This window comes from Paraburkholderia sp. CI3 (assembly GCF_050436505.1).
Lineage (GTDB): Bacteria > Pseudomonadota > Gammaproteobacteria > Burkholderiales > Burkholderiaceae > Paraburkholderia > Paraburkholderia tuberum.
On record NZ_JBNDMI010000003.1, the window covers coordinates 601,574 to 618,673 of the forward strand.

Annotated in this window: 12 protein-coding genes and 1 pseudogene; 9 read left to right on the top strand and 4 right to left on the bottom strand. The window is 66.7% G+C overall.

The window, feature by feature from the left end:
• Nucleotide 1 precedes the first annotated feature (1 nt).
• Entirely contained in the window at nt 2-661 is a 660-nt protein-coding gene (locus OKW29_RS11605) for a hypothetical protein (RefSeq protein WP_429291130.1), read from the top strand.
• Between the two features lie 411 nt (nt 662-1,072).
• Here the strand turns inward: OKW29_RS11605 and OKW29_RS11610 are convergent, their stop codons facing one another.
• Nucleotides 1,073-1,978, bottom strand: a complete 906-nt coding sequence (locus OKW29_RS11610) for an NAD(P)H-binding protein (protein WP_429291131.1) — start codon at nt 1,976-1,978, stop codon at nt 1,073-1,075.
• A 238-nt stretch (nt 1,979-2,216) separates the two neighbouring features.
• Between OKW29_RS11610 and OKW29_RS11615 the strand changes: the two genes are divergently transcribed.
• Nucleotides 2,217-3,128, top strand: coding sequence for a helix-turn-helix domain-containing protein (locus OKW29_RS11615; protein ID WP_429291132.1), 912 nt, complete (start codon nt 2,217-2,219; stop codon nt 3,126-3,128).
• Nucleotides 3,129-3,161: 33 nt separating this feature from the next.
• Here OKW29_RS11615 and OKW29_RS11620 read toward each other — a convergent pair whose 3' ends face one another.
• From OKW29_RS11620 to OKW29_RS11630, 3 genes are all read right to left on the bottom strand, one after another.
• Entirely contained in the window at nt 3,162-4,013 is an 852-nt protein-coding gene (locus OKW29_RS11620) for an anti-sigma factor family protein (protein ID WP_090805934.1), read from the bottom strand.
• Nucleotides 4,010-4,528, bottom strand: a complete 519-nt coding sequence (locus OKW29_RS11625) for an RNA polymerase sigma factor (protein WP_429291133.1) — start codon at nt 4,526-4,528, stop codon at nt 4,010-4,012. Before OKW29_RS11625 ends, OKW29_RS11620 begins: the two co-directional genes overlap by 4 nt.
• Nucleotides 4,529-4,688: 160 nt before the next feature.
• Entirely contained in the window at nt 4,689-5,414 is a 726-nt protein-coding gene (locus OKW29_RS11630; protein WP_429291134.1) for an anti-sigma factor family protein, read from the bottom strand.
• A 166-nt stretch (nt 5,415-5,580) separates the two neighbouring features.
• Here OKW29_RS11630 and OKW29_RS11635 point away from each other — a divergent pair, with 166 nt between their 5' ends.
• The 7 genes and pseudogenes from OKW29_RS11635 to OKW29_RS11665 all read left to right on the top strand — a co-directional run bounded on the left by OKW29_RS11635 (nt 5,581) and on the right by OKW29_RS11665 (nt 17,097).
• Nucleotides 5,581-5,853, top strand: a complete 273-nt coding sequence (locus tag OKW29_RS11635; RefSeq protein ID WP_184069395.1) for a DUF4148 domain-containing protein — start codon at nt 5,581-5,583, stop codon at nt 5,851-5,853.
• Nucleotides 5,854-6,005: 152 nt separating this feature from the next.
• A complete protein-coding gene (locus OKW29_RS11640) occupies nt 6,006-7,115 on the top strand; it encodes a catalase family peroxidase (RefSeq protein ID WP_429291135.1) in 1,110 nt (369 codons plus the stop codon).
• A complete protein-coding gene (locus OKW29_RS11645; RefSeq protein WP_429291136.1) occupies nt 7,112-7,651 on the top strand; it encodes a cytochrome b in 540 nt (179 codons plus the stop codon). The genes OKW29_RS11640 and OKW29_RS11645 overlap by 4 nt, the downstream gene beginning before the upstream one ends.
• A 197-nt stretch (nt 7,652-7,848) precedes the next feature.
• Nucleotides 7,849-11,365, top strand: a pseudogene (locus OKW29_RS11650) (SNF2-related protein).
• Between the two features lie 990 nt (nt 11,366-12,355).
• Nucleotides 12,356-13,096 (top strand): response regulator transcription factor, encoded by a 741-nt coding sequence (locus OKW29_RS11655; protein ID WP_429291137.1) that lies wholly within the window; start codon nt 12,356-12,358, stop codon nt 13,094-13,096.
• Nucleotides 13,093-14,544, top strand: a complete 1,452-nt coding sequence (locus tag OKW29_RS11660; protein ID WP_429291138.1) for a FecR domain-containing protein — start codon at nt 13,093-13,095, stop codon at nt 14,542-14,544. The genes OKW29_RS11655 and OKW29_RS11660 overlap by 4 nt, the downstream gene beginning before the upstream one ends.
• 66 nt (nt 14,545-14,610) lie before the next feature.
• Nucleotides 14,611-17,097: a CHASE2 domain-containing protein gene (locus OKW29_RS11665; protein WP_429291139.1), complete on the top strand. Its 2,487-nt coding sequence runs from the start codon at nt 14,611-14,613 to the stop codon at nt 17,095-17,097.
• The last annotated feature ends 3 nt before the right edge of the window (nt 17,098-17,100 follow it).

Here is a 17,100-nt window from a genome sequence, read left to right on the forward strand (position 1 = left end):
TATGGGGATCGCAGACAGAATCGAAAAGCGTCTATTGGGCATGGCGCGCGTGCTATGTCTCATCGCGCTAGTTGGCGCCATCCTGGCGATGATCGCATTAATGTTTGCGCTTGGCGTTCCGAGGACGGCAGCTGTTATCACAGATCCGCCCGTCAGCGCGAGCGAGGTACTCTCTTCGATAGCGGGTTCGGAGGTGGCCAATGACGGTCTGAAGATCGGCAGCGCGAACGGCAACGCCATGGCGGATGTCGCTGGCGCTGCGGGATTAATTATCCCCGCTTCGCTTAATGCCCTGTTGAACCAGAATAATGCAAGCCAACCGCTGCTCAAGGCGTGGCTCGAGCGTATTCCCCAAGCCGACCGACAGCAGTTCCTGGATGAGCTGTCCGACGTTGTTGTGGCTGCCGGGCAGCACGCTGCTACGTGGGAATGGGACAACCGCGAGCGATATGTCGCAGCGGCCATGGATCAGTATGCCCGTGTCAAGATTGGGCGGATTGATGCGGCCCAAAGCGCCGTTCAGGCGGCAGAGGGCAAAAACGCTCAGTTCGGTTCGTCGCTGGGAATTCTTCTCGCGTTGACAGGTTTCCTGACTTTGCTGCTACTGCTCACAGCGATCGAGCGCAATACGCGTAACAGCGCGGTGAAAAGACAGGAATGAGCTGGCGCGACTTGAGATGAGATGCCGATGTAAGGTGTTTTCTGTTGCACCAGTTGTTCTGAACCGGCGCGACCTCTCGCCACTCGCACAGCGCGGGCCGGAGACGCACGCCGGATTAAAGTCGAGACACGGAATCGCGGCGAGCAGGTCGGCAAGCGCGCGCCAGCCCATGAAGCTCGATAGCGTTATCGCTACGCGCAGCCAGCGCTCGGCGCGTGAGCTCGAGTGCATTGACGGTGTTGCCTGTGTTGACGCTACGCACTGCATCCGTCGCATTGCGTTTTTCGTTGATCTGGCGTCGATCGATGCGCGAAGCAACGGGCAGGTCTGCATGCTGTCTCTCCAGTGTTGAACGCCTTCGACGCTGTTCGCGCCGCGCCACGCCGTCCGCTTGCCCTACATCCAAGCGGATCACCGCGCCGCCGCTGCCGTACCGGCCACGCCCGATAGCAGCGCCCTCAACACCTGTCGCAACGTGGTGGCGCCGAAGCGTCGCTCGCTGATATTCGCCTCGACGTCGATGCGTCCAGCGTTGTGCGCGTCGTACAGATCGACGATCAGTTGGGCGTGCCGCTCGCCGAGCCCGGCGCCGCGCAGCACGGCACTCCATTCGTCGCGCGGCACCCGGTGGGCGATAACCGGCCGCCCGGACAGTTCCGCCAAGGTACGCGCGACGTCGAGCGCGCTTACCCGCTCTTTCCCTTCGATACTGACCACCCGTGGCGTCGCGCGCGAAGGCCCTTCATCGAGCAGCAACTGCGCGGCAAGCTCGCCGACGTCCTGCGCCGCGACGGTCGGAAACAGCTTGTCGAGCGGATCATGCAGACTCGGCAGCGCGCCCCGGCCGAGCGCGACCGGCAGCACGCGTGCCCAGTTCTGCATGTGCTCGGCGGCGCGCAACAAGATCAGCGATGACGCGACGGTGCGCAACTGCGTTTCGAGGTAGTGGAACAGCGTCGTGATGCCGGTGCCATCCGCGTGCTCGGCGCCGTAGTCGGATAGCGCGAGGAGCCGCGGTGGCGCGCTCATGCGCAAAGCCGCGACGCCCGCGTCGATGATGCGCCGCATCGCGGCCGCGGGATCGTCATGCGCTCGCGGCACCGGACAGAGCCATTGCACTGCCTGCGCGCCGTCGATCGCGCGCGCGACCAGCTGTGGGTCGTTCAGGTCGGCGATCGCGATCTCGCAGCCGATTGCCGCGAGCGCTTCGGCTTGCGTGGCGTCGCGCACCACCGCGCGTACCTGGTGGCCCGCGCGACGCAAGGCGGTTGCGCTCGCGTGTCCCACGTGACCGGTCGCTCCGAAAATGACGAACACGTTGTGCTCCTTTTGAGGATCGCTATGACGTGATGGTAGGGACGCGGTGCTCGCGAGGCGCTCAGATCTGGATGACTTTGCGCAGATCTGGATGATTTTTTACGCCGATGCCGCGCAGGTCGCGCGAGTCGCGTTGGCTGTTCGCGAGCTACGAAATTCCGTCACGCCGGCGAACCTGCCAAAAACGCCGCACAATGCAGGCATCTCGCCGTCATTCAGCTGACTCAGGAGACAAGCGATGAACGCCGTCACCCCGATTCCCGCGCCTGCGCCGCATAGCGGCTCGCGCATCGCCGTGCGCACGAGCACGGCGCTTGGCTGGCAAGGCTTCGGTGCGGAGCTGGTCAACGTGTCGGCCGGTTTGCATCGGATGCCCGCGTTTCGCCATCATCGCGTGGGCGTGCACGTTGGTGCGCCGGTGACTGCGCGCTGTCTGTGCGATGCGCGCCGCCACACGCGGATTCAGGCGCACGGCGACGCCGACGTGATCCCCGCGGGGCTCGAAGGTCAGTGGAACGATGACGCCGCCTGCACGATTTTCAGCGTCTGGTTTGCAGAGGACTTCGCGCGACGGACCGTCGAGCAACTCGCGTTGAACTCGGCCGACGCGCAGCTGCGCCCGCGCTTCCAGATGCGCGATCCGCGCTTTCAGCATCTCGCCTGGGCGCTGCGCGCGGAGCTCGAAGCGGACGACGCGTCCGATCCGCTCTACGCCGAAAGTCTGTGTACGGCGATGCTGGTGCGTCTGATCGGCGTCGAACCCGTGCCGGGCAACCGGCGGCGTACGCTCGCGCCGCGCACGGCCGCACGCGTGATCGAGTTTATCGACGCGCATCTCGATCAGCGTCTGACGCTCGACGAGCTCGCCGCGCAGGCGCAACTGAGCGTGCCGCATTTCAAGGCGCTGTTTCGCGACACGCTCGGTGTGCCCGTGCATCAGTACGTAGTTCAGCGCAGGGTCGAGCGCGCGCGAACGCTGCTGCTGCAAGGACGCCTCAGCGCAAGCCAGATCGCGCTCGAAACGGGCTTTGCGCATCAGAGCCATATGGCGCACTGGATGTCGCGTTTGCTCGGTGCAACGCCGCGTGAACTGCGCGGCACCGCGCGCGATGACGCGGCCATGTCGGGGCAGGAGAAGACACGACGTTGATGCGCGAACCGCGCGGCGCGGAACCCATCCGCTTCAACCGGGCGCGGCCCCCGTCAACTGCGCATAGACATCATGCGCGAGCTGCAGCAGCTCCTTGCGATCGATCCCACCCGACACCGCATAGCCAAAATCGCCGTCCACCCAATAGAACACGTTGACGGGCCCCGCCTGATACAGCTTGAACGCGGTCGTATTCGCGTTCTCGCGACGATGCGAGATGCACAGCGTCACGCGCTCGCCGTTCGGTCCGCGATACATGAACTGCGCGGTCGGACCGTCGTCGCCGGGCAGCAGGCGGCCGCCTGACAGCATGAATCCGCTCTTGGACAGCATCGGCGGATGGACCTCGGTGCCGAGCCGGTTCGCGAGCCATTGCACGAAGTCCTGCTCGCGATCGGCGCTCATGTCGCCCGGCCGGTCGATCGCCGGCATGTAGACGACGTGCGCGAGCGCCGCCTGGCGCGCGAAGCCCTCGGCGCTGTCCGCGCTGACCGGACGATTTCCGGCTTGCGTTTCGGCCCCTGGGTCGGTTCGATCGATCGCAACCGGTGGAATCAGATCGTTCCTGTGCATGCCGATGCCCACGCCGAGCACGAGCGCCGCGGCCATGCCCGCGAACTGCGCGGCAAAACGCGGCCAGTTCGCGGCCGCTCGCGCGCGGCGCGGCACACCGGTCTGCAGACGCTTCGGCACGGGCTCGCTGAGCACGCGGTCGTAGCGCTCGTGAAGCAGACCATTGAGCGAAAAGTAATCGCTGACGCGCGCGGCCAGCTCCGGATTCTGTTCGAGCGCGCGCTCCACCTCGTCGCGCCGCTCGCCGGACAGCGTGCCGTCCACGTACGCGTGCAAGTCTTCTTCGCCGATCGGCATTTGCGGCTCGCTCATCGCACCACCTGTAATTTCGCACCGGGCTGGGCGCCCGCCATCAAAGCCCGCAGCCGTTCGCGTCCGCGCGAGAGCCGCGACATCACCGTGCCGATCGGAACGTTCAGCGCGAGCGCGACATCGGCATAGCTCATCTCCTCGAGACCGACCAGCAGCACCACCTCGCGCTGTTCGACCGGCAGCCGCTGCAACGCGTAGTCGAGGTCGCGCATTTCGAGCGAACGCGTCTGGCCCGACGGCACCGCGAGCTCGCTTTCGGCGATGCTGTCGTCGTCGACCGCGACGTGGACTGCGCGTGCCGACGCCTTGCGCGCCTGATTCGCGAAGACGTTGTGCATGATCGTGAACAGCCACGCGCGCAGATCGGTGCCCGGCTGGAACAGACGGGCGCGGCCGAGCGCGCGCTCGAGCGTGTCCTGCACGAGGTCGTCGGCGAGCTCCCGATTGTTGATCAGCGCCCGCGCATAGCGCCGCAGACGCGGCACGTGCTCGATCAGCTCGTCACGGACATCCATGGTTGCTCCCGGTCCCAAGGGGCGTGGGGGTGGCATCGGCTTCACTCGCGTCGGTATCGATACGCGCCGGGCCGGTCGCGGAGGCTTCCGTCGCACGATGCGTTCGAACTGCAAACACCTGTCAGCACATTTTATTCCGCGAGGGCCGCGCGCACCGGCGTCAGCGCGCGCTCATCACGTCGGCGGCGCGCATCAGGCCGTGGGTGCGCGCATTGCCCGCGACGACGAAACGCTGCCGCTGCGCGGTCCACGTCAACAGCCGTAGCTCGCCGATGCGGCGCGCGGCCCACTGCGGCTCTTCCCGCGTAAACGGCGCCGCGGCCGACAGCACGACCACCGGTTGCTGATCGCCGTTCAGATAGACGAGTTCGTCCGCGCGCTGCAATGGCCCGAGCCGCAGCACGCGTTGCTCGACGAGGCGCAGGCCGATCGCGCCGAGATCCGGCGCGGCTGGATCGACGCGCGTCGGCGATGCCGAGGAAAAGGGCCGTGCGGTGGCTTCGGCGAGCGCCATCACGGCGGCATTATCGAGCGCTCGTGCCGACACCTGAGTCGCCAGGAGCCAACCGCTGATGGCGCTCAGCATCAGCGCGAGCGCGACGAGCGCGACGAGCGTTCGGCGTGCGCGACCACCCGGTTGCGGGCGCATGCGCAGCGGGCGCGATCCGCCGAGGCGCCCGGGCGCGGGCTCCTCGGCGGTCTGAAACGTGGCCTGGATCTGTGCGTTCAAGCGGTCGTAAAAGGCGACCCGCCGTGCTTCCGCCGGATGCTTGCCGAGGTAGTCGCGCAGCGACGCGGCGCGCTCGGGCGTCAGCGTGCCGTCCGCATAGGCCTGGATGTCGTCTTCGGAGGGCGGAGCGCCGGAGGGGCGGTGAGTCGAGGTCATGATGATGCGCGGTCTTGATTGCTGCTATCGGACGGCAAACACGGCGGCGGGGACATTTATTCCCCGCGCCGGCGATGTTTTTTTCACGCCGCGAATACAGGAATAAACGCTGCCCACCCGTGGTTCTCCCTGGTGCGAACCCGCACAACTCTCCAAGGAGTCGATCATGAAAAAGTTTTCGTTCGTTGCTTTGTCGTTCGTCGTTCTCGCCGCTTCGTCGAGCGCGTTTGCGCAGGGCAAGACACGCGCTCAGGTGTACCAGGAACTGATCGAGGCGCAGCAGAACGGTCTCGACTACATCACCGACGCGTCGTATCCCGATGTCAGTCCCGTGTTCGCACGTCAGGTCGAGCAGCGCAAGCAGGCGCTCGCCGCGCAAGCGGCGCTCGCCGCGAGCCACGTCGCGAACTCGGGAGCGCCGGCCGTTGGCACCCATTGAAGCAGCATCGGCCACTGGCGCGCGAATGGGTTTGAATGTGCGCGCCAGGGCCGGATGGAATAGACCGTAGCGAGGCGTGTTCGCCCGTACGTTGGTCGATGAGTCGATCGACCCATCGATCGAATCATCGATCCATCCGGCAAGGAGTTTCCGTGACACCACCCTTCGCACCCAAACCCAACCCCGCCGGCTCCGACCCGCGGCCGATCTGCGTGCCATGCCGGCTCGCGGCGATCGGCGCGGTCGCGCTCGCGCTCGCGGGCGGCTTCGCCTACACCGCGGGGTGGCTGACGCCCGCGCGTCTGACCGCCCCGCGCATCATCGATACGTTCGAGGCGGTCGCGGGCCCGCATCCCGGCTATCGACGCAATCACGCCAAGGGCCTGTGCGTCGACGGCTATTTCGACAGCAACGGCAATGGCGCGGCGCTGTCGCACGCGGCAGTGTTCGCGCCGGGCCGCACGCCGGTGTCGGGTCGCTTCGCGGTGCCCGGCGGCAATCCGTCCGCGCCCGATACGAGCTCGCCGGTGCGCAGTCTCGCGCTGCAGTTCCGGCTTCGCGATGGCGAACAGTGGCGTACCGGCATGAACTCGACGCCGGTGTTCGCGGTGCATACGCCAGCGCAGTTCTATCAGCAATTGCTGGCCACGAAGCCCGACCCTGCGACCGGCAAACCGGACCCCGCGAAGCTGAAGGCGTTCTACGCGGCCAATCCCGAGACGCAGCCGTTCCAGCGCTGGGTCAAGTCGCACGCGCCGTCGTCGAGCCTCGCGAACGCCGCATACTACGGCATCGACGCGTTTCTGTTTACCGATGCCCACGGCACGACGCGCGCCGTGCGCTGGGCCGTCGTGCCCGACACGCCTTACGCGCCGATCACCGCGGCGCAGCAGGCCGAAAAGAACTTCCTCGCCGCCGAGCTCGACGAGCGTCTGCAACACGGACCCTTGCGCTGGCATCTGCTGTTGACCGTCGCGCAACCGGGCGACCCGACCAGCGACGCGACGCTGCAGTGGCCCGACGACCGCCAGCGCGTCGACGCGGGGACGCTCGTGATCGAACGCACCACGTCGCAGGAGGACGGCGCCTGCCGCGACATCAACTTCGATCCGACGATCGTGCCCGCCGGCATCGCGCCATCGGACGATCCGCTGCTCGCCGCGCGCTCTGCGGCCTACGCACGGTCGTTCCAACGCCGCACGCGCGAGGAGGCGCTGCATCCCGAGATCCATCGAACCCAGCCAAACGGAGAGCCTTCATGACGCGCACCCGCACTCACTTCAGTCCGCTCGCGCGGCTGCTGCACTGGACGATGGCGCCGCTCATCGTCGCGATGCTGTTTATCGGCGTGGGCATGGTGGCGACGGTATCGCGTGCCCATGATGCGTTGGTCGCGCTGCATCGGCCGCTCGGCATCGCGTTGCTGCTGCTCGTGCTGGTGCGGCTCGCGGTGCGCGTGATGCGCGGCAGTCCGCCATTGCCCGCGCGCATGTCGAAGCCGCAACGAATCGCGGCGCATGCGTCGCACCTCGTGCTGTACGGGCTGATGCTCGCGATGCCGCTGATCGGCTGGGCGATGCTATCGGCGGCCGGCTATCCGATCACGCTGTTCGGTCCGCTGCATCTGCCGCCGATCGCACCGCACGACGTCGCGCTGTTCGCGCTGCTGCGCGCGCTACATACGTGGCTCGCGTTCGCGTTGTTCGCGACGGTGCTGGTGCATCTGGCGGCGGCGTTGTTGCATGGGCTGATCCTGCGCGACGGGGTGTGGGGCAGCATGGCCCGCGGCGAACGCTAATATGGGTCGAACCGCGGCTTGACCGGGTTGCTCCCGAACTGTCCAGATCGCCCGCCCTGGCGATTTTCGTCCAACGCGTAAAATGGCCGGTTATCACTGGCAAATCGCAACTGGACAGAATCGGCCGGGCGTCGCGCGGCGCCCCGTCATGGTCCACGCGCGCTTGCCTTCGCCGGTTTGAACAGGAATGCACGCGGATGTCATCAGTTTTCTTCGATCGGGAAAGGATTGCGCAATGGCTCGGTGAGCGCACCGTCGCCAAGGCGCGCTCGGTGGGCGCGGTCAGCAACGTCAAATGGCAGGGAGACACGCTGTCGGGCGACGTGCAGGGCTCGCAGCCGCGGCCGTACCTGACACGGGTTCGCTTTCGTACCGATGGCGGGTCGCCGTCGGCCGAAGGCAAATGCACGTGCCCGGTCGGCCGCAACTGCAAGCACGTCGCGGCGCTGCTGCTCGCGGAACTCGACTACCACGACGAGATGGATCACATCACGCAGGTCGAGGACGACAGTGACCCGGCGACGTCGGAGGTGTTCATCGCGCGACGGATTACGGTGCCGGGCGCGCCGCCGGCGCCATCACCGTCTCCCTCTTCATCTCAAGGTGTGCGACCCGAACTGGTCAGCTGGCTCGAGCGTTTTCGCGCGCGCGCCCGCGCGGCCGACGCCGCCGGAAAAGACGCCGCCCGGAAGGTCGTCGCCACGCGCAAGGAAACGCTCGCCTATCGGCTCAACTGGTCGCGTTTTCATATGCGCCACGAAGTCGTGCTGCATCGCGCGCGTTGCGACGCGGACGGCGTGATCGTCGAAGTCGGCGACAGCTGGGGCGACGTCGAAGGCGCGCTGCTCAGGCAGCCGCGCTTCGTGTCCGACGAAGACCTGTCGATCCTCCGCGGCCTATGGCTCGGTCGCTCGCGCGAGGACCTGGGCCAGTTCGTGCTGCGTGGCACGAGTGGCGCGGAAACGCTGCAGAAGCTGATCGCGACCGGGCGCCTGTTCTTCGACTTCGGGATCGCGCCGGGCCACGCCGGACCGACGCCGCTCGCGCGCGCCGCCGACCGCCTCGGGCGCATCGAATGGGAGCCGCTCGCCGACGAGCGCCTGCGTCCGGTACTGCGCACCGAACCGCGCGCGAGCATGGTGCTGCCGACCGAGCCGGTCTGGTACGTGGACGGCGTCGCCAACGAGGCGGGCGTCGTGCCACTGTCGCTGCCGTTCCAGCAACTGCCCGACTACCTCGCGATGCCGCCGATCTCGCTCGCCGAGGCGCCGCTCGTCGCGTCGGTGCTGCGCGAGATCGCGCCCGAGCTGCCGCTGCCGCCGACCCACGACGCGCCCGCGATTCGGGTGATCGACGTCGAACCGGTGCCGGTGCTGACGCTGAACAGCCATGCGCTGCCCGGCGCGGGGAAGGGCATCAAAACGGCAAAAACCGCGAAAACCGCGAAGGCCGCGAAGGCCGCGGAGCGCAAGTCCGCCGCGGTAGAACTGGCCGCCGCGAGCTTCGACTACGACGGTGTCAGCATCAACGCCGACAGCAGCGTGACGCTGGTGCCGCTGCCGGGCGGCGACGTGATTCACATCCGCCGGCGCTACGACGCCGAGAAAAAGCGTCTGCTGGAATTGCGCAAGACCGGTCTGCAAAAGGTGCCGACGCGCAACCTGCATGCGTCGCGTCTGTTGCCCGACACCATGCTCGGTCTGCCCGACACCGACGCGTGGTCCGAGTTCGTCAACGACGCGGTGCCGGATCTGGTCGCGAAGGGCTGGCGCGTGACGATGGCGCCCGAGTTCCGCTACAACGTGATCGAGATCGACGCGATCGACGGCACCGCGCAGCAGGCCGGCGACGGCTGGTTCGATCTGGAGATGGGCATTCGCGTCGGCGAGCGCAACGTGCGGCTCGAACCACTGCTGGCCGATCTGTTCCGGCGCGACCGGCGCTGGCTCTCTGGCGCGCTGGAGCGTATTCGAGACGACGAGCCGATCGAGCTGAAGACCGAGGAGAACAAGCGCCTGCGGTTGCGCGCCGATCGTCTGAAGCCGGTGGTGCGCGTGCTGGTCGATCTGTTCGATTCGCTCGGCGGCGCGCTTGCCGAAGGCGCGCCTCTGCGCGTGCCCGCGGTCGATGCGGGTCGCCTCGATGCGCTGCACGACACCGGCCGCTGGCAGTTCAGCGGCGACGATTCGATCCGCGAGCTCGCACGCCGTCTGCAAGCCGGTCCGGGCCTGCGCGAAGTGCCGGTGCCGCGCGGGCTGAAGGCCGAGCTGCGCGGGTACCAGCACCAGGGCCTGAACTGGATGCAGTTCCTGCGCGAACAGGATCTGGCCGGCGTGCTCGCCGACGACATGGGCCTCGGCAAAACCGTGCAGACGCTCGCGCACGTTCTCGCCGAGAAGGAAGCGGGGCGGCTCACGCATCCCGCGCTGATCGTCGTGCCGACCACGCTCGTGCACAACTGGCGCGAGGAAACGCGCCGCTTTGCGCCGGAGCTGAAAGTGCTGGTGCTGAACGGGCCGCAGAGAAAGGAGCGTTTCCAGCAGATCGGCGAAGCCGAGCTGATCCTGACCACTTACGCGCTGTTGTGGCGCGATCAGAAGGTGCTCGCCGAGCACGACTATCATCTGCTGATTCTCGATGAGGCGCAGTACGTGAAGAACGCGACCACCAAAGCCGCCCAGGCGATTCGCGGCTTGCGGGCGCGGCATCGGCTGGGCCTGACGGGCACGCCGCTCGAGAATCATCTCGGCGAGCTGTGGTCGCAATTCGATTTTTCTGCTGCCGGGCTTTCTCGGCAGCCAGAAGGACTTCACGCGACGCTGGCGCAATCCGATCGAAAAGAACGGCGACGACGTGCGCCGCGCGTTGCTCGCGCGCCGCATCCGGCCGTTCATGCTGCGCCGTCGCAAGGACGAGGTCGCGAAGGAACTGCCGCCGAAGACGACGATCGTGTGTCCGGTCGATCTCGAAGGCGCGCAGCGCGACCTGTACGAAACCGTGCGCACCGCGATGCAGCAGAAGGTGCGCGCGGCGGTCAGCGCGCAGGGGCTCGCGCGCAGCCACATCATCGTGCTCGATGCGTTGCTGAAGCTGCGCCAGGTGTGCTGCGATCCACGGCTCGTGCGCACCGCCAGCGGTATCGCGGACGGCGCTGCCACGGGCGGCGGCGAGCGCGCGATGCGCTCGGCCAAGCTCGATCTGCTGCTGTCGATGCTGCCCGAGCTGATCGAGGAGGGACGCCGCGTGCTGCTGTTCTCGCAGTTCACCGGCATGCTCGCGTTGATCGCCGAGGCACTCGACGAAGCCGCGATCCCGTACGTCATGCTGACGGGCGACACGGCCGATCGCGTGAGCCCGGTCGAGCGGTTCCAGCAGGGCGAGGTGCCGCTGTTCCTGATCAGCCTGAAGGCCGGCGGCGTGGGGCTGAACCTGACCGCCGCCGACACGGTGATCCACTACGACCCGTGGTGGAACCCGGCCGCCGAGAACCAGGCGACCGACCGCGCGCATCGGCTGGGACAGGACAAGCCGGTATTCGTGTACAAGTTGATCGCGGCCGGCAGCATCGAGGAAAAGATCGTCGCGTTGCAGGAGCACAAGGCCGGGCTCGCCGACAGCATTCTCGCGGAAGATCCGGCCGGCGCCGCAAAGTTCTCGGACGACGATCTCGACGCGCTGTTCGCGCCTATGCCGGACATCGAAGGCGCGCGTTGAACGCGCGGGCAAGCGACCGAACGAGGCAACGCAGACGGGCCACGCAGACACGCAAGGGGGAAATCTGACGCGCCGCAGCAACGCCAATGGGGGCCACACTGTAACAAAGCGTCTGTGTATGTAAATTACCGTCGATGGGGACTTCAACTCATACCAATTTCGAAGTCGCGCTGTGTAGGACTTGCGCGTCGCGCGCGCTGGTGCGGCGCGTAATAACTACTTCGCCAACGGTTACAAAGGAAGTTCTTTCATCTTGAGCACGGCTTTTCCGCGGGCTAACGTGACGTTACTCGTGCGGTTAGACCCCGGCGAGCGTGTGTAGTGTTTGTGGCGGCGTTGCTTCGACAGGGGCAGCGCCGCATTTTTTTTTGCCGCGGCCCTAACGCTGCGCATCACCCGCTGACGGTCCGTCTCGCGGCGCGTCATCGCTCGGCCAACAATGTGAAGCAGTCAAGCCGACTGCCTCGAATGACAACTCGACCGGGACAAAATCTAACAATGTTTAAACGATTTATTTTGAGATTATTCTTATACTGAACACGCAATTGTTAAATAAGAGTACCTGAAAGGAATCTTAAAACCGATAAGCGAGCGTGGTCAAAAAGCCGCTCCAGCAAGGATCTTCCGTCCGCAGTGTCACTTCCTTCCGGCGCCGGCTAGTGGTGGCAGACCAGAAAAACCGGAAAAGCGCGTCAGCCGTTTCTGATTAGGGTTTTTCGCGACGGATTGCCGGTATACGGCAAACGGGAAGAAAGAAGGTTTTCGATTATCATGATCTGCCCTGCATAATCGCTATGGAAATTACATCTATGCGCTGATTTCCGTTTCATGAAAGCAGCGTCATGGCGGGGTACGGCGAGGGACCATTAATCAGAAAGTAACAGCCGGAATTTTTTGGGAAGCCGGATCGGCGGTGCTGCGCCGTCATCCCGGTCGTCAGCCGGTATATCGGCCGTCAGCCATGAAGGCGCTGTTGCGTTGTGGGGTGTTATGAGAATTGCAGTCCTCGATGATGATTCGGCTCAGGCCGACCTTGTATGTCAAACGCTGTCCGCCGCTGGACACGTCTGTCACGCGTATGGCGCAGGGCGCGAACTCGTGCGCCAGTTGCGTCGTCAGACGTTCGATCTGCTCGTGCTCGACTGGAACGTTCCCGACATGTCCGGCGAAGAAGTGCTTCGCTGGGTGCGCGAAAGCCTGTCCGAGCGCCTGCCGGTGCTGTTCATGACGAGCCGCGGCCGCGAAACCGACATCACTTCGATTCTGAATACCGGTGCCGACGACTATCTCGTCAAGCCCGTGTCGGGCGCCGTGCTGCTCGCGCGGGTTGGTTCGCTGCTGCGGCGCGCGTATTACCTGAAGCCGCCGGCAACGAGGGAAGTATTCGGCGACTTCGAGTTCGACCTGAGCGTCAAGCACGTCGTGGTCCGCGGCACCCCGGTCTCCGTCACGCAGAAAGAGTTCGAACTCGCGCTGCTGCTGTTCCAGCATATGAGCCGGCCGTTGTCGCGCGCACACATTCTCGACGTGATCTGGAAGCAGGCCACGGACATCCCGTCGCGCACGATGGACACTCATGTGTCGATGTTGCGCAGCAAGCTCGGTCTGCGCCCCGAGCACGGTTATCGGCTCACGCCGATCTACGGCTATGGCTACCGCCTCGAGCGGATCGAAACCGGCACGCCACCGGCCGCCGACGACGAACCCACTGAAGACGCGGGGGAAGCGTGACGGTCTGCGTGGATGGGGCGGCATCGGGCAGCGCCGCCATGCCCGGCTGCCGCGCCGCCGCGTGGCTTGCCGCGGCCTGTCTGATTGCAACGGGCGCGACCGGCTGGAGCGCGCTCGCGCACGCGCAGCCCGCGCGCGGCAAGACCGGAGCGAAGGCGTCGCCGGTCTACGCTTCGTACACGACGCACGAGGGCGACACGCTGTATGACATCGCCGCCCGCTACATGGCCGATCCGACCGACTGGGCGCTGTTGAGCAGCCTCAATCACGTGCCCGCGCCGCGCCGCATGGCGGCCGGCATCGTGCTGCGTTTGCCGTCCCGAAGGCTGCGCCAGGATCGGGACACGGCTCGCGTGGTCGCGACCAGCGGTCCGGTCGAGCACGCGTTCGACTCGAGCCCCTATCTGCCGCTGAAAACCGGTGAAACGCTGGCCGAAGGCGATCGCTTGCGTACCGGCGCGAACGGGTTCGCGACGCTCGAGCTGCCCGGCGGCTCATACGTGACGGTCGCGCAGAACGGCGAACTCAATATCGAGAGACTGCGGCACGTCACGCTGACCGGCGTCGTCGATCGCATCTTTGAGCTGCGCGCCGGCGAGGTCGAGAGCCAGGTCACGCATGCGAAGCGACGCGATGATCGCTTCCAGATCCGTTCGCCTTCGGTGGTCGCCGGGGTGCGCGGCACGCGTTTCCGCGTCGATTACGACGGCGACACGCAAACCACCGCGGTGGCGGTGCTCGACGGCGCGGTCGGCGTCGATCCGGCCGCGCAGCATGGCCAGAGCGCCGCGCCGGCGCCAGGCAGGCCGTTGCAGGCGTCCGAGCAGCTGGTCAAGGCAAGCTTCGGCAACGTCACGCACTCGGGCGGCGCGGTCGGCAGTCCGGTCCAACTGTTGCCCGCACCCGCGCTCGCGCGGCCGGCGCGCGTGCAGGACGGCAAGAGCGTCGCGTTCGACGTCAACCCGGCCGAGCACGCGGTCGGCTATCGGCTGCAGATTTCGCACGACGCCGATCAACTGGACCTGGTGCGAGACCTGCGCGTGAGCGCGCCGCATGCCGACTTCGGCGATCTGCCCGACGGCACGTACTTCGTGCGCGTCGCGTCGACCGATAGCAACGGTCTCGACGGCCTGCCGAACGTGTATGCGTTCGAGCGCCGCCAGTTGGGGCTGGACGCTTCGGCCGCGCAGCGCGCGGGTAGCCGCGACTACGAGTTCCGCTGGTTCGTCAGCCGCAGCAACGTGCCGACCCGTTTCCGCTTCCTGCTCGCGAACACGGCCGAACTGAGCCATCCGGTAATCGATCGCCCCGATCTGCCGGGCGGCGAACTCGTGATCAGCGATCTGCCTCCGGGCGTCTACTACTGGACGATCGTCGCCGAGCAGTTCGACAACGGCCGCTTCTACGAAAAGAGCAGTCCGGTCCGCTCCTTTACGCTTGCGCGCTGACGCTGGTAGATTCTCGGGGCCGGCCTGCTGGCCGGTCCGTCCTCCCGTTCCCGACTACATCGTCCCGTGCCCGCCACTTCTACGCGAATGAGCCTCGATCCGCGCGCCCGTCTCGGACGGCGGGCGGGCCGGCGCTTTCTGATCGAGTGGGTCAGCGTTGGCTGTCTCGGTCTCGTGGTGATCCTGCTGACGTCGTTCGGGCATGTCGGCGCCGGCATCGATCTGCTGGTGTACGACCAGTTTCTGAAGCTGCGCGAGCAGCCGCGGCTGTCCGACATCGTCGTCGTCGAGATCGACAACGCGAGCATCGACGCGCTCGGCCGCTGGCCATGGCCGCGCAGCGTGCACGCGCGGCTGCTCGAGCAGATCGCCGCGGCCAGACCCGCCGCGGTGATCTACGACGTGCTGTTCACCGAGCCCAATGTCGACGACGCCCAGCTTGCCCACGCAATCGCGCTGAGCCCGACCTATCTGCCCGTGCTGCTGACGCCGCCCGATGCGAGCGGCAAGCGCACCGTCGATGAACCCGTCGCGCCGCTCGCGCAGGCTGCTGCCGGGCTCGGTCACATCAATTTCGAAGTGGACAGCGACGGCATCGTGCGCAGCGTCGCGCGCTTCCAGGGCGACGAGCGCTCGCGCTGGCCGCAACTGACGGTGCTCGTCGCCGACGCGGTCGAACACGGCAAGCTGCATCTGCGCGGCGGCCTGCCGCCGCGCCCCTCGAACGAGCCCGCACGCGGCAGCGACGACGGCGGCGAAGAGCGCTTCCTGATTCCGTTCGGCCCGAACGCCGCGAACTACCCGAAGCTCAGTTTCGCCGACGTGCTCGCCGGCAAGGTGCCGGCCGATCAGTTGCGCGGGCGCATCGTCGTGATCGGCGTGACGGCGTCGGGTCTGTACGACCGCTTCGCGACACCGGTATCGGGCGAGCTCGGTCCGCTGCCCGGCGTCTACATCCACGCGAACGTGCTCGACACGCTGCTGAGCGGCCGCGAGATCCAGCCGGTCGCGCTGTGGGTCGTGTTCGCGGCGGCGCTCGGGCCGCTCGCCGCGCTGCTCGCCGGCTTCCTCGTGCTGTCGCCGCGCCGCTCGTTGTTGCTGACCGGCGCGCTGGTGCTGCTCGCCGCGACCGGCAGCGCGCTGCTGCTGTACGGCGGCAGGCTGTGGATCTCGCCGGTGCCGGCGATCCTCGGCGTCGTGATCGTCTATCCGATCTGGAACTGGCGACGCCTCGAAATGACGATGGCGTATCTGCGCGGCGAACTGCAACGTCTCGCCGACGAGCCGCATCTGCTGCCCGCGACGCCGAAGCGCCGCCGCGAGTTCGGCGGCGACGTGCTCGCGCAGCACATGGCGCTGATGGCGCAGGCCGCGCAACGGGTGCAGGACATGAAGCGTTTCGTGTGGGACAGCCTCGATAGCGTGCCGGAGCCGATTCTCGTCAGCGACGTGGCCGGCGTCGTGCTGATCGCGAATCACGCGGCGAAAGCGCATTTCGCTCGGCTAGGCGCGCCGATGCCCGAAGGCCAGCCGATGCAGAGCGTGCTCGGCGGTCTCACGCTCGTGAAGACGATCGACACCGGTGCGGCCACCGACAACGAGCGCAATCTGTCCGCGCACGCGCACTGGCCGGCGCTCCTCGATCCGACGCGCGGCGAGTTCGCGGCGCTGATGGCGCAGGGCGTCGAGGTGCGCGACGCGAACGAGCGCGACCATCTGCTGCGCTATGCGACCTGCACCAACGCGCAGGGCGAGACGACCGGCTGGATCGCCGGTCTCGTCGACGTGTCGGCGCTCCATGCGGCCGAGCGTCAGCGCGAAGACGCGCTGCGGCTGCTGTCGCACGACATGCGCTCGCCGCAGGCGTCGATCATTGCGCTGGTCGAGATCGAGCGCGCGCGGACCGAGCCTGCGCTCGCGCGCAGCGTGCTGGAGCGCATCGAACGCTACGCGCAACGCGCGCTCACGCTTGCCGACGACTTCGTCCAACTGGCCCGCGCCGAATCGCAGGCCTATGTGCTCGAGCCGCTGAGTCTGACCGAACTCGTCATCGATGCGAGCGACGAGGTCTGGCCGCAGGCGCATGCGAAGCGCATCGCGCTGCATACGGAATCCGGCGACGACGCCGACGACGATCCCTGGATCTGTGCCGACCGCTCGCTGATGACACGCGCGCTCGTCAATATCCTGAACAACGCGGTCAAGTACAGTCCGCCCGACACGCGCATCGTATGCAGCTTCGCTGGCCAGCCGGCGGCAAAGCGCGCGGGCAGCGAGGCGCCGCGCGTGTCGTGCACGATCCGCGACCAGGGCTATGGCATTCCTGAGGAGCAGCAAGCGGGATTGTTCGAGCGCTTTCGCCGTTTTCACGAGGCGGAGCGGCCGGAAGTGGGTGGGGCGGGACTCGGCATGGCGTTCGTCAAAACCGTCGTCACGCGCCACGGTGGCAGCGTCGAAGTCGTCAGCGCGCCCGGCGAGGGGACGGCCTTCACGATCTGGCTGCCCGCGCTCGACGACGCGCCCCTCGACGAATCGATCGCACCGCGCGTCTGATGC